Below are 26,198 nucleotides of genomic sequence, written 5' to 3' on the forward strand. Positions count from 1 at the left end.
TGATGGATACGCTGCTCAACATGCGCGCCTTTCTGGCCGTGGTTGAATGCGGCAGCCTCGCCGCTGCCGCGCGCAAGCTCAATATCGCGCCGTCGGTCATGTCCAAGCGGATCGGGAGGCTGGAGGATGAACTGGGCGCGGTGCTGTTCGTCAGGACCCCGCGCAAGGCCGAGCTGACAGCCTTTGGCGAGCGCCAATTGCCGCGCATCCGCGCGCTGGTGCGCCAGACCGACGATGTCGTCGCCGGCGCGCGTCGATCCCGCCAGGCGCTGGACGGGCATCTGCGGATCAAATGCCCGACCACGGTGGCCAGCAGCTATTTCGGCCGCTTCTTCGCGGATTTCGTGCAGAGCCATGTCGGCGTCAGCATCGATCTCATGCTGGTCGATCGCTCCGTGAACCCCATCGAGGAGGGCTTCGATCTGGCGATCGGCGCCATGGCCGCCTCTTATGCCGGTGTGATGGATGTCCCTTTGTGCGAGCATCCGATGGTGATCTGCGCCGCGCCGTCCTATCTGGCCCGGCGGGGACACCCCAAGCATCCGCGCGAGCTGGTCGAGCATGATTGCCTCAACTCGCAGTCGATTGGGGGAACCTGGGTTTTCGAAAGCGAGTCAGGCGATCTGGCGGTCGATGTCAGTTCGCGCTTTGCGGTCAACACCGCCATCGTCCTGCGCGATGCCGCTTTGAGGGGCGCGGGGATCGTCATGCTGAGCGAGTTCGTCTCGCGGGAGGCCGTGCGCGCTGGCCGGCTCGTGCAATTGCTGCCGGACTTTCCAGTCAAATCTCTCTGGCTCAAAGCCCTGGTTCCCAATGTCAAAATGAGCCTGCCGCTGGTGCAGGCGCTGATCGAAGATCTCCTCGCCTTCACCCAGCCCGTCGCGCCCTGGGACCGGGCGGACCCGGCCAACTGAACCAGCGCCTGCGGGCGACCCATAGAAGGAACACATCGATGCAGAGCAGGCGTGATATGCTTCAGGCTTCTGTCGGGCTGGCGGGCGTTGCCGTCTGGGCTGGCGGAGCGCCGGCCTCGGCTGCATCCGCTCCGGCACCCACCGGCGCCGCGCCCTTCGCGTCTCCGCTTCAAAAGCAGCTGCGCGAAGACATGGAGACCTACGCCTCGTTCGGCAGCAAGGTCTCGGGCTCTGCGGGCGATCTTGCCACCGCGGCGTGGATCGGCAAGCGCCTCGCGACGGTCGGCTTCAAGGTCGATGAGGTTAAATTCCCGATCCCCACATTCGAGCCGGCGGTGACGGAGTTGCGCGCCGGGGACAAGCGGGTCGCGGTGGCCGCGCAGCCGGTCGTCGTCTCCACGCCTGCGAAGGGCATTACCGCCCCGGCCGTTCTGGTCCGTGATGCGTTCGAGGCGCAGGGCGTCGCCGGGAAGATCGCCATCGTCGTCCTGCCTTATGGTCGCCACGCGGCGATTTTCTCGGGCGAGGTTAAGCCGATGCTGGATCGGGTCATTCCGAACAAGCCGGCCGCGATCGTCATCGTGACGACCGGGCCGACCGGCAGCATCGTGGCGCTCAACACCCGGTTGAAGCCCATCGCGGACGTGCCCATCGCGCTGATGGCGCCGCGCGACCTTCCGATCATCGCCGAGGCCGTTGCCGCGCGCCGACCCCTGACCCTCATTCTCACGGGGAAAAGCGCGACCGGCCACAGCAGCAATATCATCGCGCGGCGCGAGGCGGGCCCCAAGTGGCTGGCTTTCTCCACGCCCCGCTCGGGCTGGGGCGTCAGCGTCGGCGAGCGGGCGCCCGGGACTGCCGCCTTTCTCGAGCTGTGCCGCTGGGCGGCGATCCGCTACCCGGATCATTCGCTCTTCGCCATCAACGCCGGCGGGCATGAGCTCGATTTCGCCGGCACGCACCACTCTCTCTCCGAGGGGCCGCCAGCCGCCCAGACACAGATCTGGACCCATCTGGGGGCCGGGCTCGCTACCCGCGATGCCTATGAGGTGCTGAGCCGCAATCACCAGCTTCTCTCCTGCGCCGATCCGCAGCGCGTCCTCATGACCTCGCCGGGCTTGATGGCAGAGACCACTGAGGCGTTTCGCGGGCTTGTGGGGTATGAGCGGCCGATCGAAGTCGTCGGCGGCGCGGGTGAGCTGTCCTCCATCATCGACCGGGGCTATGTGAATGCCTTCGCCGGCCTGGGCATCCATCGCTGGTGCCATGTCGAGGACGATACGATCGACAAGGTGGATGCCGCGCTGCTCGAACCGGTTGTGGAAGCCCATCGCGCCGTGGTCGAAGCGGCCGTCGCGCGGGCAGTGAGGGCCTAGGCGGGATCTTGAGCCTCTCCTCGGAAGAGGAGGGGAGCCAACCCCACGAACCTCCTGCGCTGCGCCTTACTCCGTCGTGGCGCTTTCGGGCATTGCGTTGACGACCTCGACATTATGCTCGGCGCAGACTGCGGCGAGTTCCGGGCTGTCGAGATAGTCGGTCACCAATATGTCGACGGCGCTGATGTGGCCGATGCGGACCGGGGCGCTGCGGGTAAGCTTGCTGCTGTCCGCGACGAGGATGACGGAGCGCGAGTTCTCGACGATGGCGTGCGAGACCTGCACCTCGTTCAGGTCGAAATCCAGCAACGAGCCATCCTCATCGATGGCGGACGCGCCGATGACCGCGAAATCGACCTTGAAGTTTCGAATGAAATCGACCGCAGTGGGGCCGACCGCAGCGCGATCGGCATGACGCACCCGGCCGCCGACGACGATCAGGTCGATCGCGCTGTTACGGCAGAGGATATCGACCACGTTCAGATTGTTGGTGAGGACCATCAGATTGCTGCGGCCGGCGAGCGCCCGCGCGACTTCCTCGGTCGTCGTGCCGATATTGATGAACAAGGAGGCGCCATCGGGAATGCGGGCCGCAGCCTCCTTGCCGATCGCCTTTTTCTCGGCCACGGACAGGCGGCGGCGGGCCTCATATTCCAGATTCTCGACGCCAGAGCCGAGAATGGCGCCGCCATGCACGCGCGACAGATAACCGCGCTCGCACAGATCGTTGAGATCCTTGCGAATGGTCTGGGGCGTCACATTCATGCGGCCGACGAGATCCTCCACCGTCACCTTGCCGTTGCGGCGCGCCAGATCCAGGATCTGGCGGTGGCGGGTGTTGGATGCGCTCGTCATGCCGGCGTTCTGACGCTTCGATCCTTGAGTTGCAAGCGTCCTTGTAGCCGGGCGCACGGCATCACGGGGGGGCCGTGATGGCTGCGCGGCCGGCCCTTCGTGGCATGGAACAGCGGGGCGAAAGCGCAACTCAGGAAATGGCGCGTTCGACCGCCTTTCGCCAACCATCGACGGCGGCCGATCGGGTTGCTTCCGGCATCTTGGGCTCGAAGCGCCGCTCGCGGGTCCAGATCCGGTCGAGGTCATCCAGACCGCTCCACACGCTGGTCGCCAGCCCGGCCATGAACGCCGCGCCCAATGCCGTCGTCTCGACAATGGCGGGCCGCTCGACCGGCGCGACCAGCACGTCGGAGAGGAACTGGCAGAGCCAGTCGTTGACGGCCATGCCGCCATCGACGCGCAAGGCAGTTTCGCCTTCGCCGACATCGGCCTTCATGGCGTCGATCAGGTCCATGGTCTGATAGGCGACGGATTCCAGCGCGGCGCGGGCCAGGTGCGCGTCGGTCGCATCGAGCGTGAGGCCGCAGATCAGTCCGCGCGCGTGCGGATCCCAATAAGGCGCGCCCAAGCCGACAAAGGCGGGCACCATATAGACGCCATGACTGTCCGGCACGCGGGTGGCCATGCCGTCCGTTTCCGAGGCATGGGTGATGATCTTGAGCCCGTCGCGCAGCCATTTGACCGCCGCGCCGGCGACGAAGATCGAGCCTTCCAGCGCATAGGTCGTCGTTCCGGCCAAGCGATAGGCCGGGGTGGTGAGCATGCGCGTTTTCGAGAGCACCGGCTCCGTGCCGATGTTCATGAGCGCGAAGCAGCCCGTGCCATAGGTCGATTTCGCCATGCCGGTGCGGAAGCAGCCCTGCCCGAAGAGCGCGGACTGCTGATCACCGATCATCCCCGCGACCGGGATGGCCTTCCCGAGAATCTCGGCATCGCACTGGCCGAAGATGCAGCTATTGTCCCGAACCTCAGGCAGCATCGCGGCGGGCACGCGGAAGAGGCTGAGCAACTCGTCGTCCCAGGCCTGGTCCATGATGTTGAACAGCAACGTGCGGCCCGCATTGGTGGGGTCGGTTGCGTGGACCGTGCCGCCGGTCAGCCGCCAGAGCAGGAAGCTGTCGATCGTGCCGAACGCCAGTTCGCCGCGCTCGGCGGCAGCGCGGGCGCCCGCGACATTGTCCAATATCCACGCGGCCTTGGTCGCCGAGAAATAGGGGTCGATCAGCAACCCCGTCTTGGCGGTGACCATCTCTTCGGCGCCGCTGTCCTTCAGCCGCGCGCATTCATCGGCGGTCCGCCGGTCCTGCCAGACGATCGCGTTGTGAATGGGCTTGCCGGTCGCCCGATCCCACACCACGACGGTCTCCCGCTGGTTGGTGATGCCGATCGCGGCGACATCCGCGACATCGACGTCGGCCTTGGCCACCACATCCTGCATCATGGCGACGGTGTCGGTCCAGATGTCCTCGGGATCATGCTCTACCCAGCCGAGATTGGGATAATGCTGCTTGAATTCGCGCTGCGTCGTGGCGACTGGATTGGCGGCGGCATCGAACAGGATGCACCGCGTCGAGGTCGTGCCCTGGTCGATCGCGAGAATATAGGGTGGCTGGGCCATGATTGCTCTCCTGTGGTCGCCGGCTGCGCGGCGCGATTGTCAGTTGGCCGCGTCAGCCTCGGCGGGGATCGTCTCCTGCACGGCGCGCTTGTGGCGTGCGGGCAGGAACGGCCGGATCAGCCAATGATAGACGCTGGCGCCCAGCACGCCGCCGCAGAACGGGCCGGCGATGGGCACCCACCAGTAATTGCCCGGCCCCGGAAAAGCGGATTCGCCCCAGCCCGCCAGATAGCCGAAAATGCGGGGGCCAAGGTCGCGCGCGGGGTTGATCGGCCACCCTTCCAGATATCCCGCGCCGCCGCCGATCATGGCAACCAGCAGGCCGATGATGAGCGCGCTCGAATTGGCCTCGGGCGCCTGCGTGTTATATTCCTCAGTGATCGCGAAGATGCCGAGCAGCAGGAAGCCGGTCAGCACGATCTCGTTGAAGAACGCCCGGATCGGTGTGATGTGCGCGCCCGGCGCGGTGAAGAACACGCCGGCGCCGCCACCGGCCGCCCGCTCCACCCGCTGCGTCGCGTTGAACGCATCGATCACCGGCGAGAACATCATGTAGACCACGGCGGCACCCAGAAACGCGCCGAGGATTTGCGCCAGCCAGAACGGCACGACCTTGCGCCCGGGGAAGCCGCGATAGATCATGAGCGCGAGGGTGACTGCCGGGTTGGCGTGCGTGCCGGAGACGGCGCCCGTCACATAGATGGCGATGGTGACGGCAAGGCCCCAGGTGATGCACACCCCGAAATAGGCTGTGCTGTAAGGGCTTGGATCATAGAGAAAATACATCGCGGCGGCAGAACAGCCGATGGTGATGATGATGAACACTGCAATGCATTCGGAGATCAGTTCTCCAATAAATGCCTTCCCCGGTGACATTGGCCCCTCCACGTTTATCGATTGTCATTTATCCGACGGCGTTGACGTCCACCCTCGCATGGTTCGCGAGATAGGCTTCCAGCACCGCCACCTCTTCCCTGCGCATATGCAGCCCAAGTTTCGATCGACGCCAGACAATATCGTCGACCGAGCGTGCCCATTCATGCGCGAGAAGATAATCCACTTCGGCTTGGGTGAGCCCGGCGCCGAAATGCTGCCCGAGATCGTCGGCCGTCTTCACGCCTGCGAGCAGCTTGAAGATGCGTGAGCCATAGCTCTCCGCCAGGCGGCGGATGGTGGTTTCGCCGAGAAAAGCAAACTTTTCCCGCAGGTCGGCAATGAGGCCATCCAGCCCTCCCGTACCCAGATCGCCGCCGGGCAGCGGAGCGGCGGCTGTCCAGGCCGGTCGCTGGTTCGGAAGGTGCCGGGCGAGCTTGTCCATCACCTCTTCGGCCAGCGCGCGGTGCGTGGTGATCTTGCCGCCGAAAACGCTCATCACCGGCGCCGCGCCCCCGGCATGATCCAGCGAGAGGACGTAGTCGCGACTGATCTCCGAGGCGTTGGTCGTCGCGTCGTCATAGAGCGGGCGCACGCCGGCAAAACTCCACATCACATCCTGCGGCGTGATCTGCGTGGCGAACCAGCGGTTCACGGAGTCGCAGAGATAATCCGTTTCCGCCGCATCAATCGTCACGACGTCCGGCGCGCCCTGCCACTCCACATCCGTCGTGCCGATCAGCGTGAAGTCGTTTTCATAAGGAATGGCAAAGACGATGCGCTTGTCCGGATTCTGCAGGATATAGGCATGGTCGCCCTCATACAGCTTGCGGGTGACGATGTGGCTGCCCTTGATCAGCCGCAATGTGCCGGCGCCCGTGATGCCGGCCCGCTCGGGCAGGAAATCAGCGGCCCAGGAGCCGGTGGCGTTAATGAGCACATGCGCCGTCACGGAGAACGGCGTGCCGTCAGTGCCCTGCAAGGACACGCGCCAGCCGTGCTGATCCCTTTGCGCGGAGAGGCATTTTGTGTGGGTGAGGATCGTCGCACCATGCTCGGCGGCATCCTGAGCATTGGCGACGACGAGGCGGCTGTCGTCGCCCCAGCAATCGGCATAGACATAGCCGTGGCCAAACCGAGATTGAATGGCGCTGCCATAGCCATCCCCGGCCAGCCTGATCGCCCGCGAGCGGGGCAGGCTGCTGCGCCCGCCCAGCCGATCATAAAGGAACAGGCCGATGCGCATCATCCACATGGGCCGCATGCCGCGATCATGGGGCAAAACGAACTCGAGCGGGCGGATGAGGTGCGGCGCCGCACGCATCAGCCGTTCCCGCTCCGCCAAGGCCTTGGCGACCAGCCGGAACTCATACTGCTCGAGATAGCGCAGCCCGCCATGAATGAGCTTAGTGCTGGCCGAGGAGGTATGCGCGGCAAGATCGTCCTGCTCGACGAGCATGACACGCGCGCCACGGCCCGCCGCATCGCGCGCAATCGCAGCGCCGTTTATGCCTCCCCCAACGACCAGAACATCATACTCAATAGCCATGGAGCGACTTTCGCAGGGCCTGACAACGAAAGTCAATTGCTTTCGCATCTTTCGTTATTGAGCTGATGCAAGCAGAGCAGTTGCTCTGTCGCGGGTTGCTCAGTGAACCGCACCGTCGATCAGCCGCTGCGCAGGGCCAAGTGGATCTTCGACGGCCCGACTTTCCGTGTCGAAGATCATCGTCATATGTTGCCCAGGCCGATAGGGTGGCCATTCCGTCAGGCCCGGCGCATTGGGGCTGCCGTGCCGCGCAAATGCCAGCCAGGCACCGCTCATGGCGTCCGCCACCCTCTGGGGCGCCCGCGGATATTCGCCAAGGATCGATGGGGATGACGCGACAGTATCGAACACCAGCGGAAGGTCCAGGCTGTGCGGGGACCCCAGCCTCCCGCCTTCCACGGGTGTTTTCCAAGCAAGAAGATAGGCGAAGACATTTGCCCCGTCGCGGCCGGCCGCCAGGTCCTGCACATTTCGCGCGCCGCGCCCCATGCCCGCCTCGGTCGTGATGGCGAAATAGATTTGGCTGGGGGATTTCTCGGGATCAAGCGCGCGAAACCCGGCGATCAGGGCGGCCGGATCGGCGAACTGCGAGGCCAGCGCGGCGGCCGCCTCTTCCCATGAGAAGCTGAACGCGCCTTCCGGTGGGAACAGCACGGTCGTTTCGCTTGCCGTGTGGCCGACAAGGAGGGGGATATGGGCAGATTGCGCCGGGAAGCGCTTGTCGAATGGCCGGACGGGAAGGACCTGACCGTCGGCGACGATGCTGGGTCCACGCATCGGATGTCCACCTGCCGCAGACTGGAGGGCCTTGAGAAGCTGGCTATAGGATAGGGCACGAAGGGCGCGCAGATCGCCGGGCTCCACTCCCAATTCCTGGCACAAGGCGGTCGCAATGGCCCGGGCTTCGTCGGGGCTCTGCACAACGGTGCCGAATCCGCTCTGCAAAGCTGCCTTGTGGAAAAGACCAGACGCCGCCGGCATGTGCATCAGGGCCGCCACCTTGGATCCCCCGCCGGATTCCCCAAAGATCATAACATTCTCGGGGTCTCCCCCAAAGGCGGCGATGTTGTCGCGGACCCATTGCAGGGAGGCGACGAGATCAAGCTGGCCGACATTCGCCGGCGCATCCTCGCCCTCGCCGAGATAGAGATAGCCAAAGACGTTCAGTCGGTGGTTGACCGTGACGACGACGACATCGCCCTTTCGCGCCAGATTGCCGCCATCATAGACGTTGATGGAACCGGACCCGACGGAGACGCCGCCGCCGTGGAACCAGACCATGACCGGGCGGCGACCCGAGTCCGGTGCAGGTGTCCAAATGTTGAGCTTGAGGCAGTCTTCGCTTTCGCCCTCTGGCTCTGTCCATGATGAAAAGGCCGCTGTTGGCGGTGCGGTCAACTGCGGGCAACGATCACCGAACGTCGTCGCGTCGCGGATGCCTTGCCAGGACTGCGGGAGCGCCGGCGCGCGGAAGCGCCGATCGCCATCGGTCGGGGCGCCGTAAGGCAGGCCCTTGAAGGCGCAAACGTCATTTTCGCGGGCACCCCGCACGGCGCCCTGACGAGTCTGGGCATGGGGAGCTGCCTCGTCCACATTCCCCATCGCCCAAAGCGGAGAGGCGGCCATGCCGACACCCAGTGCGCTCCCGACAAGCACCGAGCGACGGGACATATTTGACATATCGGCGTGTGGAATACCGAAATCATCAAACGAACTCATCGAAACCTCCCCGTTTTCGCTTGTTATAATCGCATCTATTGAGTAATCAACGAATCAAGGTGTTACGTCAACGGTCGATCGCCAAAAACAGGGAGAGGGAACAAATGGCATATCAGTGCTCCAGCACGTCGCGCATGTGGCAGGGAAGCCTTGCATCACTGGCCGCAAGTTTGCTGCTCGCAACACCGGCCTTGGCTCAGCAGGACGAGGGGCGCGAGAGCAACGCATCGGCCGAAGCGCCGGCGATCATCGTCACCGGGTCGCGCATCCAAAGCTCAGGTTTTACGGCGCCGACGCCCGTGACCATGATCGGCGCGGAGGAGATACAGGCCCAAGCCGCGACCAACGTCGCCGATGTGCTGAATGATCTGCCGGCCTTCCGTGCTCAATCCACGCCCGCCACCACCGCCATCTTCATCGGCAGTGCCGGCGCACAAACCATGGACCTTCGCGGCATTGGCGGCACGCGCACGCTGGTGCTTGTCGATGGCCGGCGATTTGTCGGCGGCACCACGCAGGGCAATTTCACGCGCCCGGCTGGCGCGGTCGATCTCAACATGATCCCGACCTCGCTCGTTGAACGGGTGGAAGTCGTGACGGGCGGCGCCTCGGCGGCTTATGGATCGGATGCCGTGGCCGGCGTCGTGAACCTGATCCTGGCCAAGGACATTCAGGGCATTCGCCTGACCGCCCAGCAGGGCATATCCCAGCGCGGCGACGCCAGCGAAACCTCGCTGTCACTCGGTGCGGGCAAGGCATTTGCGGGCGGCCGCGGCCATGTGATCATCGGCGGTGATTACGTGAAGAACCGGGGCGTAGGCGACTGCTACACCAGAACATGGTGCGCGGAAGAATATGGTCCGGTGGCCAATCCGGTGCCCCAGCTCAACGGCCTCGCTCGCCAGCTGATCCTGCCGGACATGCGTCCGTCGGTCGCGAGTTTCAATGGCCTCATCCACACCGGGCCGCTGGCGGGGACCGAGATCGCGCCTAATGGCAACATCTTCCGGCATGATTATGGAACATATTATGGCGCGCCGATCTTCCAGTCAGGCGGCAGCATCGACCCGCAGCACGCTTTCTACCAATTCTTCCCGCTCTATTCGCCGGTCGAGCGCTACTCGCTATATGGCCGCGCGGATTTTGACGTGACGCCGGATATCAACCTGTTCGTCGAAGCCTCTTATGCCGACATCAAGGCCAGCAACCTGTCGTCGCAGGGCCGCCTCTTCCTTGGCACCGCGCCCACGATCCGGCGAGACAATGCCTATATCTCCCCGCAACTGGCAGCCGCGATGGACGGGGCTGGCGTCACCTCGGTCACGCTGGGGCGCATCACCAGTGACTTCGGGCCGCAGCGCGGGGAGACCAACCGCAACACCATGCGCTTTGTCGGCGGCCTGACCGCCCAACTCGGCAATGGCTGGACCGCCGATTTCTACTATCAATATGGCCGAACCAAATATCAGCAATATGGCTATAATTCGCTGATTACCGATAATTTCCAGCGGGCGGCCGACGCTGTCGACCAGGGCGCGTTCCTGACGGGGGTGCCCAATGGCAATATCGTGTGCCGCTCCACCCTGACCGACCCGACCAATCCGCTGGTGCAGGGCTGTCTGCCTTTGAACATTCTTGGCCAGAACAATTACAACCCCAACAATGTCGGCTATTCCTTCGGCACCGCCTTCCAGTCGACCCTGCTGACCCAGCATGTCGCTTCGGCCAGCGTTCAGGGTGAACTGGCCGATCTCTGGGCGGGGCCGCTCGCCGTGGCCGCGGGCGTCGAGTACCGCGTGGATGATGTGGAAGGGACCTCCGACCCGGTGTCCACGGCACTGCGCTTCCATACCAACAACACCGGCGCAATCACGGGGCCGGCGACCAAGGTGAAGGAAGGCTTTGTCGAAGCCAGCCTGCCACTGGCCACGGGATTGAGCGTCAATGGCGCCGTTCGGCTGACGGACTACTCGACCAGTGGCTCGGTCTGGAGCTGGAAGGCCGGCGGCGTGTGGGACCCCACCAACTGGTTGCGCCTGCGCGCGACCCGCTCACGCGATATCCGCGCGCCCAACTTCTTCGAGCTCAACAACCCCCGCTCGGCATCCTTCGCCTTCCTGACCGACCCGCAAAATGGCGGGGTCAGCTCGCTGACGCAGATTTTCGGCGGCGGCAATCCTGCCCTGAAGCCCGAGGTCGGCAACACCTTGACGGCGGGCGCGGTGCTGAACTTCGGCTGGTTGCGCCTGTCGGCAGACTATTTCGACATCAAGATCAGCGGCGCGATCGCGACGGTTGGTGCGCAGGTCATCGTGGATAGCTGTTCGAACGGCGCTTCGGAATTCTGCGCGCTCATCACGCGCAACAGCGCCAACGCCCTCGCGCGCGTCGAATCGGCAGCCCTCAACCTGAACACCATCAAGACCCGGGGCATCGATGTCGAAGCGCTGATCCGCAAACCGCTCGGCAGTGGCGACATCTCGCTTCGCACCGTCGGCACCTTCGTGTTCGATCTCATCACCGTCGATACCGTCCGTGCGATCGATTATGCCGGGCAGAATGGCTTCCCGGTCTCCGGTCAGTCGGGCCTGCCCAATTTCGAGGGATCGGCCACGCTCGGCTGGGAGAATGAGCATCTCGGCGGATCGATGCGGGTGCGCTACATTTCGGCGGGCAAGTACGACAATACCAAGATTGCTCCCGGCGACGCCGGATACAGCGCAACTGCTGTCAACAGCATCAACATCAATCATGTTCCGGCCTACGCCTATGTCGATCTGAACGCGCATCTCAACGTGTTCGAGAACGGCAAGCGCAGGTTCCAGCTGTTCGGCGCGATCAACAATCTGCTCGATCAGAACCCGCCCAATCGCATTCCGTCCAGCTTCGGCGTGACCAACCCGGCGCTGTACGATGTGATCGGCCGTAACTTCCGCATTGGGGTGCGTGCGGATTTCTAGATCAGGTTCGTGTGATGCAGGCGTGGGGGCGAGAGGACACCTCTCACCACCATGTCCGGCCTTCAATATCACTGGACCGCAGCACGCCATGGTGGCTATCGGCTGGGCCATGAGTGTCATCGCAACCATTATGAATTCGGCCACCGGCCAGCCCGTTCAGAAAATGACCTTCGGTCGCATGCCCAAGCCCTGGGCCAGCTTTAATCTGGAGAGCGGCGAGCTGGTGACGATCGATCGCGTGCAGGTCGGCAAACCGGCGCCCGGCAAGTTCGTTGCGCCTGTCGAGGTCTGGGTCACGCCGAAAAGCTGATGTCGGCGACCTCGGAGCGGATGAGCGACATTCTGATCGTCGGCGGCTCGCTCGCTGGCCTCATGACCGGCCTCGCCTTGTCGCGACATGGCTTCTCGATCACGCTGCTGGAGCGCTCGACCGATACCGACCGCACCGGGGCCGCGCTGCAGGTCGGCTATGGCTTGCTTGAGCAGTTGACCGGGCGCCCTCACGCTACGGGCGCGCTCGCCACGGGCGTCCAGGCATGGCAATTGGTCTATCGCGGTCTGCGCGCAGCGGCGGACGAGGCCGGCATTGTCGTCCTGCAGGATGCCCGTGTGGAAGCGACGGGAGAGACGGAGGATCGGGCCTGGGCAAGGACCGCCGATGGTCGGCGGTTCGACGGCAAGCTGCTGGTCGGCGCGGACGGCTATCAGAGCGTTGTGCGGCGGCAGGTCAGTCCGGAGCGCCCCGATGCGGTCTTCGCGGAGTATCTGGCCTGGGTCGGCTTTGCCGAAGAGTCGGCGCTGTCTGTCCGCTATCCGCCCAATCTGGAGTTTCTCGAGTCCGGGCCCTATGTGCTTCTCGGCTTTCCGCTGACAGCCGCCGATGGCAGTCCCGAGCGGGGCCACCGCCGGGTCGGCTGGGGCTGGTACGACGCCGGACATAACGCAATCCTGCGTAGAACAGGGGCGGTCGAGGGCGCGTTGGTGCGGCATTCGCTGCGCCCGAGCGACATGCCGGATGAATTGTTCGACGAGCTGGCCGCACTGGCGCGCCGGCACTGGCCATCGCCCTGGCGCGACGCGATCCTGGAATGTATCGCCCGCAAAGCGGTGCTCGGCACACCGGTCGTGGAATATTGTCCGGACCGCCTCGTCGCCGGCCGCATGTGTCTGGTTGGCGACGCTGCCCATGTCTGCACGCCGATGACAGGCAATGGCTTTGCAACCGCCGCGCAAGATGCTCTCACCCTCGCGTGCTACCTTGACCCGGTGGCCTTGCGGACCGACCCCAAAGCCGCGCTCGTGCGATATGAAGCGTCCCGGCTGCCCGAGGTACGCAGACTGGCGCGGTCCGGCCAGCAGATCAGCCAGAATTTCGTGCGCTCTGCCGGTTGAGGCGGTTGCTCTGACATAGCGGTGGGTCGGTAGCACGAAGACCTTTTCAAGCCTGCCTTTCGTTGCTCTCCGGCATTGCGCCGACATCCTGAGGCAGCGCCCCACCGCAGAAGCGCTTCGATGAGGGCCGACGCTTGGCCGCGTCGCGCGCTCCACGCCCTGACAAGCGAAGCGAGGGGAGAGGAGCCCAAGCGGCGCTTTTCGCGAGACGGGCCTTGGCATTTAGCCCGGATGTGTAATTCGTCGGGATCATAGCGACGGCAACGAAATACATCCTCATGGAATTCGGTTTGGCGCGAGCTAACCGCATCGTCGGTTCGCTTCAGTCCGCGAAGTTCTTGGCGTGTTGCTTAGGCTCTGATGATCCAAACCTCGCGTTTATTTCATTGAAAACAAACGCTCTCCTAATCGGGCTGCTCGATCGGCGGTTCAACATGGGAGTAGTCGCACAATTCTCCATCTGGTCGTTCACCACATAGGCGTTGACTGTGGAGCGTATAATAGTTAAATCAAAATTTACCTAATAGCGCCCGAGATTCTCGGTCGAAACGGCAAACCATCGGCGACGATGGGACGCAAAGCCTCCGGTCCCTCACAGGGATAGCGGGGTTACCGAAACGGAGAACTATTGTGGACCTGTCGTCCTCGCGCATTCCAGATCCTTTCCGCCCTCGTCGGGCAAGGGCCCGTCTTTGGCGACGGCCAGCAAGCACCCGTACCGATCATCACTTGATCCAGTTGCTTGCGACTGGTTCGCCAGACGCAGCCGCTTGCAATCCCAAGATCCGCGAAACGCTGCCGCCCGCGGGCCTGTAAGGCGCGTTTGGTCTATATTTTCCGATTAAATTCATAAGTATATCAAACAAGAGAAAGACAACCTCATGTCCGCAAACTTTAAGTCTATCGCGACGATTGCGATCCTGGCCTCTATTCCCGCGGCAGGCCATGCTCAGTCCTCAGCATCTGTGTCGACCACGGGTACAGCCCGGATCGTTCAGCCGATCTCGATCGCAAAAACCAGCGACCTTGCGTTCGGCACTATCGTGAAACCCTCGGTAGCAGGGACCAACACGGTCACTGTCGATGCCTCGACGGGCAACCGCAGCCTGTCTGGTTCCGGCGACGCCGTTGCCGCAGGTGGCACGACGTCGCGCGCAGCCTATACGGTCTCGGGTGAAGGGGGGCAGACCTTCTCGATTTCGGTGCCCGCCAGCTTCTCCATGACCGGTACGCCCGGCGGCACGATCACCGTCACGCTGACGCCGAGTGCCGCAACAGGCACATTGTCCAGCTCCATCGGCACAGCTGGCACCGCGACCTTCGGCGTCGGCGGTAGCTTCTCCCTGCCCAATACGCAGGCCTCTGGCAATTACTCGGGCACCTTCACGGCGACCGTCGCCTACAACTGACCCGTGACAGGAGCGTCTCGTGACGGTCTCATCATCCATCCGGATGGGAGCGCGCCTGTTGCGGGCGACCGCTCCTGCGCTGGGAGCGCTGTGCCTTTGCGCGGCGATTCCAGCCTCACAGGTGAACGCGGCTGAAGCGACCGCGAAAGGCCAGGTTTCGATCGTGGAGCCGGCTTCGATCAGGCAATCGGCGAAGGACATTGTCCTGCAGCCGGTGCTGGTTCTTCAGTCGAGCCTCCGGGTCATGATCTTGTCGCCAGGGCCGCAGTCAACAGAGAGCGACCAAAACGCCGGGCTTTCCATGGCCGCTCCTATTCAAATCGCCGGGGGCAGCAACCAGACGTTTTCTCTCCTGGTCTCACAAGCATTCGTCCAGCCAGGCACAGGGGGTTCGCTCAGGGTACCGATTGCGACGCTGAGCGATGATAATTTCCCGTCCTTTGAAGCCGGTCCCTCGGGGTTCGAGGATGTCCTCATGGGCCGGCTGAGCGGCGATGGGCTTCTGTCTGTTCCGCCGTTTCTTTTGAAAGCGCTACGCGACAGCTATGGGTCCGACGGCGGGCCTTTGCTGGTCCTGGCGCAATATGAATGAGCTGGAGACGCCGGTGATGACTCTGCCAGGCGTCGTGAAGCGTGTCACGCGATCTGCGAACCAACGCAAGAGCATCGCTATCGCTATCGCGTTGGTCGCTGGCGCCTTTCCATCCGCTTTTTGCACTTCCTCTTCTGCCCAGCCTGCGACGACAGAGCAGGCCGGCGGGAGCGCCAGCCTCAACATCAATCCAAAGCGGATCACCTTTGATAGGCTGGGGCGGACGGCGAGCATATTCCTCTTCAACCAGGGCACTGCCGAAGGGGTATATGACATAAGCTTTGTCGACCAGGTCATGTTGCCCACCGGCCAGATCCGCCCAACGGATGAAGCAGACGGCGCGCCGGAGGTGAGAGACCTCAGTGTCAAGCTTCAATCCGCGCGTTCCATGATGCTGGTGACGCCCAGGCGCGTGCTGCTCAAGCCGGGGACGGGGCAGACAATCCGTCTTCGTGCAGGTGGCACCGGCGACTGGCCCGCCGGCGAATATCGCACGCATCTGACGGTGACGGCGGTGCCGCCACCTGACACGGGCCTAACCGCCGATCAGGCTGCGAATGCTGAGCCCGGTGCTGTTTCGTTCCGCATCGCATCTGTTCTTGGGATTTCCATCCCTGTGATCCTGCGCATCGGCACGCCCCAGGTTGAGGCCGCGATCGAAAACACACGGTTCACGATGGAGAGCCCTGGGTCGGGGTCTGAGTTTAAAAGTCCTACGCCAGTCGTCACTTTTGACCTGGTGAGGCGTGGGCCGAATTCCCTTTTCGGCGATATCGAAATCCGGAAGGCGAAGGCGCGCCGCGAGGACGAGCCGTTGGGTGTCGTGCGCGGGATCGGTGTCTATCCTGAGATAGAGCGGCGACAGGTAAAGATCGCTTTGCGCTCTCATCCGCAGCGAGGCGAGCAAATCAGCGTTGTGTTCACCGACCAAGACACAGCTCCGGGGAAGATACTTGCGCAGAGCCAGATCTCCTTGCCGTAGCCTGTGGATTGGACTGATGCTCATGATCGCCACTGCTCAGCCTACTCCTCTTTGGGCGGACAACGGCGAACTGGCCGCTGACGATAATCAACTTTTGCTGCTGGAGGTTGTCCTTGACCGGGCATCTTTATCGGATGCGCTTCCCGCACTTCAGGTGGGCGAGGATATCGTTCTCATCCCCGTCGGCGCGCTGACGCGCCTTCTCGATCTGGATGTTCAGGTTTCACCGGCAGATGGGAGATTGACGGGGCAGGTGGGCCAGGCTCGCCAGTCCATCTTCCTTGATATTGCGTTGGGTGAGGCGCGGGCGGGCACTGCGCGCATCATTCTGAAGCCGGGTGACGCGCTGCAAGACAGCGGCGACATCTACCTGACCGTTTCCCTGATGGAACGGCTGCTCCCGGTTCGAATGACATTGGATGTGTCGGAATTGAAGCTCAATCTCGAGGCTCGAGAAAAGCTGCCCGTGCAGATGCGGGCTGAGCGGATGGCGCAGGGAGAGGGCATCGCGCATTCTGGCGCTGTCCTGGAGCCGGTTCTTTCGGTGGCGGCGCCAGCTGGCATGCTGTCTTTTCCCGCCTTCGATGTAACCATGGATTTGGGTTCCGATACGCGGGGGCAACCCTTTCAAAGGCGGTTCGATGTGCGTGCTTCGGCCGCATTCTTGAACGCCGGATTTCAAGGTTATCTCGCGTCCGACGATCATGGGAAGCCAGCTCTGGCGCGGTTGCTTCTTGAGCGGCGTGAGCCGAAGGGCGGCTTGCTAGGCCCCCTGCAGGCGACCAGTGCTTCCTTGGGCGACACATTCCTGCCGGCCCTCTCACTGGGGCCCAGAAGTGTTGCCGCGCGCGGCTTTGCGTTTTCAACCCGGCCTTTGGAGCAGGCGAGCATCTTCGAGCGCGTCGATATTCGCGGCGAACTCCCGCGTGGGCATGACGTCCAGATCTATGTGAACGACATTCTGAGCGGTGCGCAGTCAACGGCGGTCGAAGGACGCTACGAATTTGACGATGTCCCGCTGGTTCGCGGCCTCAATGTCATCCGGATTGTGGATTATGGCCCCAATGGCAGCCGCACTGAGACCACCCGGGTCATTTCCGTCGGCAGCGGACAGGCCGCTCCCGGAGAAATGATCATCGACTTCGGCATTGGCGAGCAGGGCAAGACCCTCATTGGCTTCGACGGCTCGCAGGAGCCATCCGTGGGCGCTGGGCGGCTCGTCGGTACGCTGAATGTGCTGTACGGCTTTTCCGAGCGCTGGACAGGCGCGGTCGGTCTCGCGCGCTACTCGCCCACGCAGGATGCCGCGCGCTTCCTCCTCTCGGCCGGCGTGCGAGGTTCGGTATTCGGCTTGGCTGTTCAGGGCGATGCAGCGCGAGACGGTCTGAGCGGATATGCTGCTGCCGTGGGCATCGCGGGCAAGCCGTTCGGGATCGCATCGACGATACGACGCGCTGAATTCCGAAATGGCTTTGTCGATGACGCCGCCCCCCATGGTGGTGACGGGCGCGCTCTGCGATCTGGAACCGAAGCAACTTTCGACTTTGGCCTGAAGACCGGAAACCGCTCGATCATTCCGGTGGCCTTGCGGATCGGTCAAGACGCCTATGTGGACGGACAGAGCGCCGTCTATGGGACATTGAGCATGTCGCTTCCCGTTGCCCGTGCGCTGGTCTCTGCCAGCTGGGATTATAACCGCGTGGCCGGGCCAGGGGCTCAAAACCGATTGACCGGAAATGTCTCGGCTTCTTTCAATCCGGGCTATGAATGGCAAGTTCGGGGCGGCTTTGACTATGATGTGCAGCCCTCTCTTCAGGCCCGATCCTTCAACCTGGCTGTCGACCGAAGCGTGGGAGAAGGCTCCTCCCTGCGGCTCGCGGCCGGACAATCATTTGTAACGACCTGGGATACGACGGCGGAAGCGGGATTGAGTGTCCGCTTGCCGATAGCCGATATTACCTTCAGCGCGGATTATTCCAGACCCCGAGGGGACTGGAGCGTCGGCATCCAGCTAAGCTTCAGTCTGGCCCCCAATCCGTTGAGCGGGCGCTACGCTGTGCGGCGCTCCGGGGCGGCATCGGGTGGGAATCTGGCGTTCGAAAGTTTCTTCGATTCCGATGGCAACGGTCGACGAGATCCGGGCGAATTGCCTGTATCCGGGCTCAAACTGAAAGGTGGGACTAGGGAGGAGGTCACCGACGCGAACGGCCGAGCGCTGGTGACGGGCCTGGGATATGGCCCCTCCGCCCGAGTCACGATAGGGCTGGATGATGTGGATTTGCCCTATGTCGCCGTCCCTCCCCAAATTGTGGAATTTGCGCCCGTCCGGGGCAAGGTGGCGGTGCTGGCTTATCCGTTCAAGCCGGTAGGGGAAGCGCTTGTCCACATCGTCTTGCGGCAACCGACTGGCAAGCTCGTGGGCCTGTCGTCCGTGCGCGCTGCGCTTGTGGGTGAGGATGGCACGCGGAAGGAGGCGGTTTCCGAGTTCGACGGCAGCATTTATTTCGAGAGCCTGCCTCCTGGCACCTATGATCTGCAACTCGATCGCGAGCAGGCCGGGCGGCTGGGCATGGCCATGGCCGCGCCGGTCTCCGTCACCATTCCGGAAGCGGGAGGCATGGCTCCGGACGCGAGCGCAACCGTCATTTTCGAAGGGACAAGGCATTGAGACATGCGACCGCATCTGGGGCGGCGCGCAGCGCTTGGCCCACCAGGCAGCCGGCGCTGGCGCGGCGGCTGCGCACACTGGCAGCGACTTGTGCGGCAATGCTCTGGGTGGCGCTTCCGCAAGGGCCGGCGTTGGCCCAGTCTTTCACAGTCAACACTATCACAACGAACACGCCGAACTTCGGCAATGTGGCGGCGGCGGCGAGCGGCAACACCGCCTTCGCCATTACGACGAGCGGCGCGGTCTCCTCGGCGGCGGGCAGCGGGGGAAATATCGCCTCGGGGACCAAGTCGGCCGCGACCGTCACCATCCGGTGCTCGGGTGGCAGCGCGTGCACGAGCGCGACCGCGATCGTCCGCCTCTTTTCGCTGACGACGATCAGTGGCCGGGCTCAGGCAGTCAAAAACTTCATTGTGGCTTCCGGCACCGGAACGGTGGGCGCTGTCACCACGAATCCCGATGGCTCGATCACCTTTCCCCTGACCGGCTTCTCCTCAACGAGCAGCCGCACCTTCCTCGTTGGAATGACCCTGCCGATTCTTGGCGATAACGCCTCTACCAGTACGAGCGCGTCAGCCTCATGGGGCGTGGGCGTCGCGAAATCGCCGACAATCCCCTCCGCATCCTCGCTTTCCCGAAACGCAATCGCGACCATTCGCAAGTCGCTGACCCTCACCAAGAGCAGCGATCTGGCGTTCGGCGCGATCCGGCCGCCTGCGAGCGGTAGCGGCACTGTCTCGATCAGCAACGTGAATGGTGCCCGGTCCATCGGAACGGGAAGCCCCGTCCTGCTTCCCGGCCTCACCAGCGGTCGCGCGCAGGTTTCCATTGGCGGACAGGCAAGCACGGCAATCACGGTCACAACGCCGGGCAGCCTGACAATGAGCGGGAGCGGCGGGGGCACGCTCAGCGTCACACTTTCGCCATCCGCCAGCGGCGCACAGACACTGAATACATCGGGCTCCCTCACGTTGGGCGTAGGGGGCACTCTCACGGTGCCGAGTAGCACAGCCTCGGGAGATTACGCCGGCAGCTTTGCCGTTACGGTGAGCTATAATTGACGAGCGTCCTGTTGCGCCTCGGAAGCTGCCGCAGGGCTCGCTTGAACCAGCATCGATGTATCTATTCGCAGCAATAGTAGCGCCCTATGGCCGACTTTGCCTGCGCGATGTCTCGCTCAGACGCCGGTGACCGGGCGAAGGCGTCTCGCGCTTCCTCGACGAGGCGCGCTTCTAGTGCGCGCAGATCGATCCCGGTGCATTGCCCTCCCTGAACGACGGGGCGACCGCGGATGAGCAGACATTCGACATGCTCGGCTCTGGCCCGTCCGAGCACAAGGCGGACAGGATCGGGATCAGGCATGACGCAATCGGCGGCCAGAACGCCGAAGCGAAGGATCAAAAGATCCGCATCCTGGCCTGCTGCGACCGTATGGGCGGGCGTCGAAGCAGCGCCGAGGATAGACTGCCTCCCCCAGTCGAAAACGCCTTTCAGGATTTTGCCGGGGTCGCGGCCCATGCCCCACTTCGTCTCGCGAGCGCCTACATGCCATGCCAGCCTCAGCTCCCGTAGCATATCCTCGTCGTCATCCAGAGCCATGCCATCCAGCCCGAACGCGACACGAACGTCGGCATCGAGCAGACGGCCGATCTGAGGCATGCCCGACCGGAGACGCAGATTGGAGGAAAGGTTGACGCTCACGATGACGCCGCGTTCGGCGAGTAGCGCGATGTCGCGATCATCGAGCCAGATTGCATGTGCGACAGTGAGCTGCTCATTGAGCAGGCCCAGGCTGTCTAGCCAGCTCACGACACCCCCCGGACAATTGGCCCGCGACCAATCCCGTTGAAGCTCGGTTTCCAACATATGTGTGTGCACCCGTCGTCCGTCCGCTGCTGATGCACGCGCGATCGCCTCGAGCGTCTCGGGTTTTGTCCATTGCGGCGCCACCGGATGGTACTGAAGCGTGAAATAGTCGTGCTCGAGTGCCTTGGCTTGCTCGAACCATGAGAAATTCGTGGCACAATCCCGCATTCCATCAGCGGACGCGAGAATTCCCGCGCGCTGTTCTTCAGGATAGAAAGCCGCGAGACGGGCCAGATCGCCGTAGACTTGGGGGTTTCTGTCAAAGAATGGCCAGCCAAACCCGACGCGGATTCCCACGTCGCGCGCGGCCCGCGACACAGCCTCCGCCTCAGCGAGCAAGGCGCGCCCGTCCTGCGTATTGTGGCAATGGTTTACGGCGGCGACACCACTCAACGCGATCCTGCCGAGCGCCACGACAGCGTTGAGCCAGGGATCGACTCGAGGGTGGCGGCGCAGGTCGGGCAACCAGCTTTCCAGAGATTGATCGGGCGCGCCAAAGGCGAGGGTCCGAAGGCCTCTGCCATGATCATGCGCGTTGGACAGTGCGGGCATGATCAGGCGCCCGGCCTCCTCCGGACTTAACAACTCCGCGGGCACCGGCTCGACCGTCACGATCCGTCCATCGGTACCGATGCTGATCCGGCTCGGTCCGAGCAGCGTGCCTTGCGCATCCACAAGGACGCGTCCCGCCAGCAGTGTCCGCAGTGTCATGACGGGTTTCCCATTCTGCCTGTGCTCACCCAAAACCCAACGGCCTTGATCTGCAATCACTCTAAAGCGCCTGGGCGCTCCAGGCGGTGCAAAAAAGAGATCGCTCGACGCCGCTTGCAACAACGCCGGACCCTCCTCTTACACATTTAGCAACAGGTCGGTTCGCTTCTTGCAATGGTGCAGCGGGCAAAACTTTGTCTTGATGTGCGTGCGCCGGGGAACGCGGTGCCCAGAAATGCTGGTCAACAGCAGGGAGGTTACACGCGAGGACATCTGGACGGTGCGTGGCGCAAGAGAGGTTACTCGCAAGTATCGAGAAAAAGGGGTCGGAGTCATGTCTCTCATCAAGAACGAAATCGGGTCGACGCGAAGCGGGCGCACATTCAGTGCCCTTTCCATATCCTGCGCAGTCGCTGCGCTGGCGACGTGCATCGGCACGGCCCATGCTGCTGACGCAGCCGATGCTGCCCCAGCCGATGCGGCTGACGATCAGGGCGTCATCGTCGTCACCGCAACGCGGCGCGAACAGGCAATCAATGAGGTTCCGCTCTCGATCACCAGCTATGACAAGCGGCTGATGGATCAGCAGGGCGTGCGCACCATCGACGACCTCTCCCGCCTGACTCCCGCGCTGAACTTCACGTCGAGCGCCGGTTCTACCGCCAATAATGGCAGCAACATCGCGATCCGCGGCCTTTCCTCGGACGTCGGCTCCGCCACCACCGCGATCTACATCGACGAAACGCCGATCCAGATCCGCAACGTTGGTTATTATGGCGGCAACCCTTATCCCCGGATTTTCGATCTCGACCGTGTCGAGGTTCTGTACGGCCCGCAGGGCACCCTGTTTGGCGCCAGTGCGCAGGGTGGTGCGGTGCGCTTCATCACGCCGGAACCGAACTATGACTCGCTTAAAATTTACAGTCGCGCGCAGGTTTCCTTCACGCAGGAGGGCTCGCCGAGCTACGAAGCCGGTCTCGCTTTCGGGGCGCCGATCAGCGACAAGGTCGCCTTTCGCCTGAGCGGCTGGTATCAGGACACCGGCGGCTACATCGATCAGGTCGTGCAGGGCACTGACGTGGTGAAAGCCAAGGACATCAACTCCGGCAACGCAGCGGTCTTCCGCGCCGCTTTGGGCATGAAGCCGACCGAGACGCTCACCATCACCCCGAGCTTCTATTATCAGCGCGTCCACAGCCGTTCGCGTGATGACTTCTGGGAAGGCTATGGGCTGGCCGAGAAGAATGACTACCACAGCGGCGTCTACGCCCTCGAGCCGAGCACGGACACCTTCTATCTACCGGCCCTGAAGGTCGAATGGGAAGTTGCGCCCAATATCGACCTGATCACCAACACGTCCTACTTCGATCGCAAGCAGAAGCAGACGCTGAACTACGCGACTTATTTCTCGGTCCTGCGCTCGGGCAGTCCTTTCGGCACCTACGCCAACAAGGACCTGAACAACATGGGCGTGTACCTGAACATGCGTCAGAAGAACTTCGTTCAGGAAGCGCGTCTGCAGTCCTACGAGAATGCGCTGCTCGATTGGACGGCCGGCGTCTATTACTCGAAGAGCAAACAGGAATTCGCCAACTACACTGGCTCTGGCCGTATTCCTGGCGTTCTGGTGAACGGCTTCCAGCAATATCAAGGCGTCTACAGCTATGTGAACCTGGTCGATGCCAAGGACGAACAGATCGCCGGCTACGCAAGCCTGGACTTCAAGCCAACCGACAAGCTGACGCTGACCGCTGCGATCCGCTACAGCCATGTTGATTTCGACTTCACCAACATCACCGATGGTCCGACCTCACGGGGCGTGCGCACCGTCACGACGGCCAGCATGAAGGAACACGCCTGGACGCCGAACTTCGGCATCTCCTACAAGTTCGCGCCCAACAACATGATCTATGCCTCGGCGACCAAGGGTTTCCGCCCCGGTGGTGCTCAGGCGAAGATCGTCAGCGACCTGTGCACGGGCGATCTTGCCACGCTCGGCCTGACCGAGAGCCCGACTGCTTATGAGTCGGATAACCTCTGGTCCTATCAGGCAGGCACCAAGAACTCGCTGTTCGGCGGTGCGCTCCAGGTCGGTGCCAGTGCCTATGTGATGAAGTGGAAGAACATCCAGCAATCCGTGCGTTTGCCGACCTGCGCCTTCTCCTTCATCTACAATCTCGGCAACGCCACGGGTAAGGGCGGCGAACTCTCGCTGGATCTGCGCGCGGCCCGCGGCCTGAACATTGGCGGCAACGTGGCCTATGTCGATCTGACCTATGACAGCGACGTGCTCGGCGGCAATGGGCTGGTGCTCAAGGCCGACGGGCAGCACATCGGCGGACCGGCCTGGACCGGCCGCGTCTATGGCAGCTACGAACGGGAGCTCAGCGCAGGTGTGGACGGCTATGTGCGTGGCGAATATTCCTTCGCCAGCCACACTTTTCGCGGCGCGGTGCCCGGCACCTATGGCTATGATGCCGGCCTGACCGACCTGCCCGGCCGCAACTTCGTCTCGGCCCGTGCCGGCGCGCGGTTCAGCGGCGTGGACCTTTCCGTCTTCGTCGACAATCTGCTGAACTCGAACGACCTGCTGGCACGCAATCACGACTCGGTAGGCTCGCCGCTCTACTACAACCAGACCTACCGCCCGCGCACGGTGGGGCTGACCTTCCAGTATCGCTACTGACGACAGGATTTGAGACGAAGGGCAAATAGCCCTTCGGGTCGCGCGGACGGCGGGAGCAGCGATGCTTCCGCCGTTCTGCTTTGTCATGCGCGAAAGTCGTGGGCCGACTTGATCGGCGTAGGCCCGGGGCGCCTGCTTGGCAGAAATGGCGGTACGCGATGTATAGCCGAGGCGGTTCCGGCGCGCGACTGTCCTTCACCCAACGCCTCTCCTTGACTGGAGGGGGCTAAGGATAGGGGTTACGCCAAATTGCGCGCGCAGTAATCACGCGCAAAAGCGGGCTCGCCCGCCGGGAAAGGGCTTGTGAAGTCGCCCGTCGCTCAGTCGATATAAGCGCCCTTGCGCTGTTGGACTGGCCCAGGGTGCTGGATGCTTGCGCAGTTAGAGGCTGGCACATGGCCCTTGAGCAGATTCTGCGCGAAGGGGATGGAGTCGGCAGCCGAAACCGTGACGGCGGTGCTGTGGTCCTCACCCGGATAGGTGTGCCAATGTACCTGCGTCCCCGCCGCGCACATGGCGCGCACGGCGTTGTACTGTCCCTGCGTGCCGGCCATGTCGTCGGCAAGGCCGGTGCCAACGAACAGCGGGCCGGGGATGCGCCCGTCGGTAAAGGCGAAGGCGGCGTCCATCTTGCTGTCGAGCGGCGCGAGATCCGCTGCGAAGACCGTCTGCCCGTCCTTGAGTCCCATCTCCTCCGCCTTGGCCATCAGGTCGCGCAGGCAGCCGCGCCGCGAAAGGCGCAGCAGCGGATAGCCCGCGGGCGTGACGAAATCAGCCGGATCAAGATCGGGATTGAGCGCGCGATCTGTGCCGGCGATGCGCAGCATGGCAAAGCCCGGGTCCATCGCACGGGGATCGGTCATCTTCTCGCCCTTTGCTGCCTGCCCGGCGGCCTCCGGCGTATCGAAGGTCATGACGAGGCCGGTCGCGACGGTGCCGAGCAGGTCTAGCTGTGGCGCATAGCTCTTTGCCAGATAGGCAGAGCCAATCGCCGCGCCCGAACCTTGCGACTGACCGACGAGTACCACACGGCGCGACAGCACAGCGGGATAAGCGGCGGAGGCGGCGCGGGCGGCGTCCAGCACGGCATGCCCCTCGGAACGCCAGATGAGATAGGGGTGGACGCCATCTGTCCCCAACCCTTCATAGTCGGTCGCGACGACGGCAAAGCCCGCCTCCAGCCAGCGCTGCAGATAGCCCTGATCGCGCAGCGACGTGCCATTCCACGAGGGCGCGCAGACATCGGCAAAACCGGTCGTGCCATGCGCCCACGAGACGAGCGGCCAACCGCCGTTCGGTGCGCTTCCCTTGGGCAGGAATAGCATGCCCGAAACGACGATCGGCCCTTGACCTCCCACGCCGCTCATAGAGGAATAGAGGATGCGCAGTGCTTGGCCGCTTTCCGGCTGCCTGCGATCCGCCGGCAACGGCTCTTGCCGCAGCATCTGGCCAGGTGCGGGGATTTCGCCGGTCCATTGATAGAAAGTCGAAACGCCGCCATCGCCATCGATATCGCCCAGATCAACCGGGCTGGCAGCGTGCTGCGCCGTGTGTTCAGGCGCGCGCGCGGTCTCCTGTCCCATCGCCGGCCGGGCTAGCACCACCAGAGGCAGTACGGACCACAGCGCAAGGCGGGCCAATCGATCTGATCGGTGCGAGCGCGCAGGGCGCAGGGGGCGGGTCATCATCGGCGGAGTCACTCCTTGTACATCCTGCCGTTCTAGCTCGCTACGGGACAGTGTCGCGGGGGGATTGTGGCACCGGGGAGGTGCTGGCGGGGCAACGGGGTTGGCCCGACGCGGACAAATCCTTGCCTGCCCGGTCGTCCGCTATTGGGTCTCGCGGAACGCTAGCGCCATGACTAAAAGTCGTTGGGGAGCGCTCTTCGCCGGTCTTCCGCGTTCGTGCTGAGTAGGGTCTGAGTAGCGCCGCTGGGGCGGATCGAAGAGCCGTATCGAAGCATCGCAGCGCACGTAGCGGTCCTTCGATACGCCGCTTCGACAAGCTCAGTAGCTACTCAGGACGAAC

18 protein-coding genes and 1 riboswitch are annotated in these 26,198 nt (G+C 63.4%); of the genes, 11 read left to right on the forward strand and 7 right to left on the reverse strand.

All coding sequences use genetic code 11. The annotated features are described in order from the left end of the window. The first annotated feature begins 2 nt into the window (after positions 1-2). Together M2332_RS11845 and M2332_RS11850 are read left to right on the forward strand one after the other, a co-directional pair. On the forward strand, positions 3-914 hold the full coding sequence (locus M2332_RS11845) for a LysR family transcriptional regulator (protein ID WP_181560824.1): 912 nt from the start codon (positions 3-5) through the stop codon (positions 912-914). Between the two features lie 38 nt (positions 915-952). Further along, positions 953-2,290 (forward strand): hypothetical protein, encoded by a 1,338-nt coding sequence (locus tag M2332_RS11850; protein WP_264574188.1) that lies wholly within the window; start codon positions 953-955, stop codon positions 2,288-2,290. Between the two features lie 66 nt (positions 2,291-2,356). Here M2332_RS11850 and M2332_RS11855 read toward each other — a convergent pair whose 3' ends face one another. The 5 genes from M2332_RS11855 to M2332_RS11875 form a co-directional block, all read right to left on the reverse strand. Then, positions 2,357-3,145, reverse strand: coding sequence for a DeoR/GlpR family DNA-binding transcription regulator (locus tag M2332_RS11855; protein WP_181560822.1), 789 nt, complete (start codon positions 3,143-3,145; stop codon positions 2,357-2,359). A gap of 130 nt (positions 3,146-3,275) precedes the next feature. Then, positions 3,276-4,763, reverse strand: coding sequence for a glycerol kinase GlpK (gene glpK / locus M2332_RS11860; RefSeq protein WP_264574189.1), 1,488 nt, complete (start codon positions 4,761-4,763; stop codon positions 3,276-3,278). A 39-nt stretch (positions 4,764-4,802) separates the two neighbouring features. Further along, positions 4,803-5,639: an MIP/aquaporin family protein gene (locus tag M2332_RS11865; RefSeq protein WP_264574190.1), complete on the reverse strand. Its 837-nt coding sequence runs from the start codon at positions 5,637-5,639 to the stop codon at positions 4,803-4,805. A gap of 28 nt (positions 5,640-5,667) precedes the next feature. Next, a complete protein-coding gene (gene glpD, locus M2332_RS11870) occupies positions 5,668-7,185 on the reverse strand; it encodes a glycerol-3-phosphate dehydrogenase (protein ID WP_264574191.1) in 1,518 nt (505 codons plus the stop codon). Positions 7,186-7,284: 99 nt separating this feature from the next. After that, complete coding sequence (locus M2332_RS11875) at positions 7,285-8,904, reverse strand: carboxylesterase/lipase family protein (RefSeq protein ID WP_264574192.1); 1,620 nt, start codon at positions 8,902-8,904, stop codon at positions 7,285-7,287. A 104-nt stretch (positions 8,905-9,008) separates the two neighbouring features. Here M2332_RS11875 and M2332_RS11880 point away from each other — a divergent pair, with 104 nt between their 5' ends. The 8 genes from M2332_RS11880 to M2332_RS11915 all read left to right on the forward strand — a co-directional run bounded on the left by M2332_RS11880 (position 9,009) and on the right by M2332_RS11915 (position 19,968). Further along, positions 9,009-11,864: a TonB-dependent receptor domain-containing protein gene (locus M2332_RS11880; RefSeq protein ID WP_264574193.1), complete on the forward strand. Its 2,856-nt coding sequence runs from the start codon at positions 9,009-9,011 to the stop codon at positions 11,862-11,864. 109 nt (positions 11,865-11,973) lie between these two features. After that, positions 11,974-12,174: a hypothetical protein gene (locus tag M2332_RS11885; RefSeq protein WP_181561543.1), complete on the forward strand. Its 201-nt coding sequence runs from the start codon at positions 11,974-11,976 to the stop codon at positions 12,172-12,174. A gap of 20 nt (positions 12,175-12,194) precedes the next feature. Then, entirely contained in the window at positions 12,195-13,256 is a 1,062-nt protein-coding gene (locus M2332_RS11890; protein WP_264574194.1) for an FAD-dependent monooxygenase, read from the forward strand. A 540-nt stretch (positions 13,257-13,796) separates the two neighbouring features. Next, positions 13,797-13,873: riboswitch (cyclic di-GMP riboswitch) on the forward strand. Between the two features lie 264 nt (positions 13,874-14,137). Continuing rightward, a complete protein-coding gene (locus M2332_RS11895; protein WP_264574195.1) occupies positions 14,138-14,665 on the forward strand; it encodes a DUF4402 domain-containing protein in 528 nt (175 codons plus the stop codon). Positions 14,666-14,684: 19 nt separating this feature from the next. Then, complete coding sequence (locus M2332_RS11900) at positions 14,685-15,257, forward strand: hypothetical protein (RefSeq protein WP_264574196.1); 573 nt, start codon at positions 14,685-14,687, stop codon at positions 15,255-15,257. Next, positions 15,250-16,239, forward strand: a complete 990-nt coding sequence (locus M2332_RS11905) for a hypothetical protein (protein WP_264574197.1) — start codon at positions 15,250-15,252, stop codon at positions 16,237-16,239. The genes M2332_RS11900 and M2332_RS11905 overlap by 8 nt, the downstream gene beginning before the upstream one ends. A 16-nt stretch (positions 16,240-16,255) precedes the next feature. Beyond that, positions 16,256-18,907 (forward strand): hypothetical protein, encoded by a 2,652-nt coding sequence (locus tag M2332_RS11910; protein WP_264574198.1) that lies wholly within the window; start codon positions 16,256-16,258, stop codon positions 18,905-18,907. A 131-nt stretch (positions 18,908-19,038) separates the two neighbouring features. Continuing rightward, positions 19,039-19,968, forward strand: coding sequence for a DUF4402 domain-containing protein (locus M2332_RS11915; protein ID WP_264574199.1), 930 nt, complete (start codon positions 19,039-19,041; stop codon positions 19,966-19,968). Positions 19,969-20,029: 61 nt separating this feature from the next. Here the strand turns inward: M2332_RS11915 and M2332_RS11920 are convergent, their stop codons facing one another. Further along, positions 20,030-21,484, reverse strand: coding sequence for an amidohydrolase family protein (locus M2332_RS11920; RefSeq protein WP_264574200.1), 1,455 nt, complete (start codon positions 21,482-21,484; stop codon positions 20,030-20,032). Positions 21,485-21,818: 334 nt separating this feature from the next. On the opposite strand from M2332_RS11920, the gene M2332_RS11925 reads away from it, so the two are divergent. After that, positions 21,819-24,170 (forward strand): TonB-dependent receptor, encoded by a 2,352-nt coding sequence (locus tag M2332_RS11925; protein WP_264574201.1) that lies wholly within the window; start codon positions 21,819-21,821, stop codon positions 24,168-24,170. A 320-nt stretch (positions 24,171-24,490) separates the two neighbouring features. On the opposite strand, the gene M2332_RS11930 is transcribed toward M2332_RS11925, so the two are convergent. Next, positions 24,491-25,858 (reverse strand): lipase family protein, encoded by a 1,368-nt coding sequence (locus M2332_RS11930; protein ID WP_264574202.1) that lies wholly within the window; start codon positions 25,856-25,858, stop codon positions 24,491-24,493. Positions 25,859-26,198: the final 340 nt, after the last annotated feature.

The organism is Sphingobium sp. B11D3A (genome assembly GCF_025961695.1).
Lineage (GTDB): Bacteria > Pseudomonadota > Alphaproteobacteria > Sphingomonadales > Sphingomonadaceae > Sphingobium.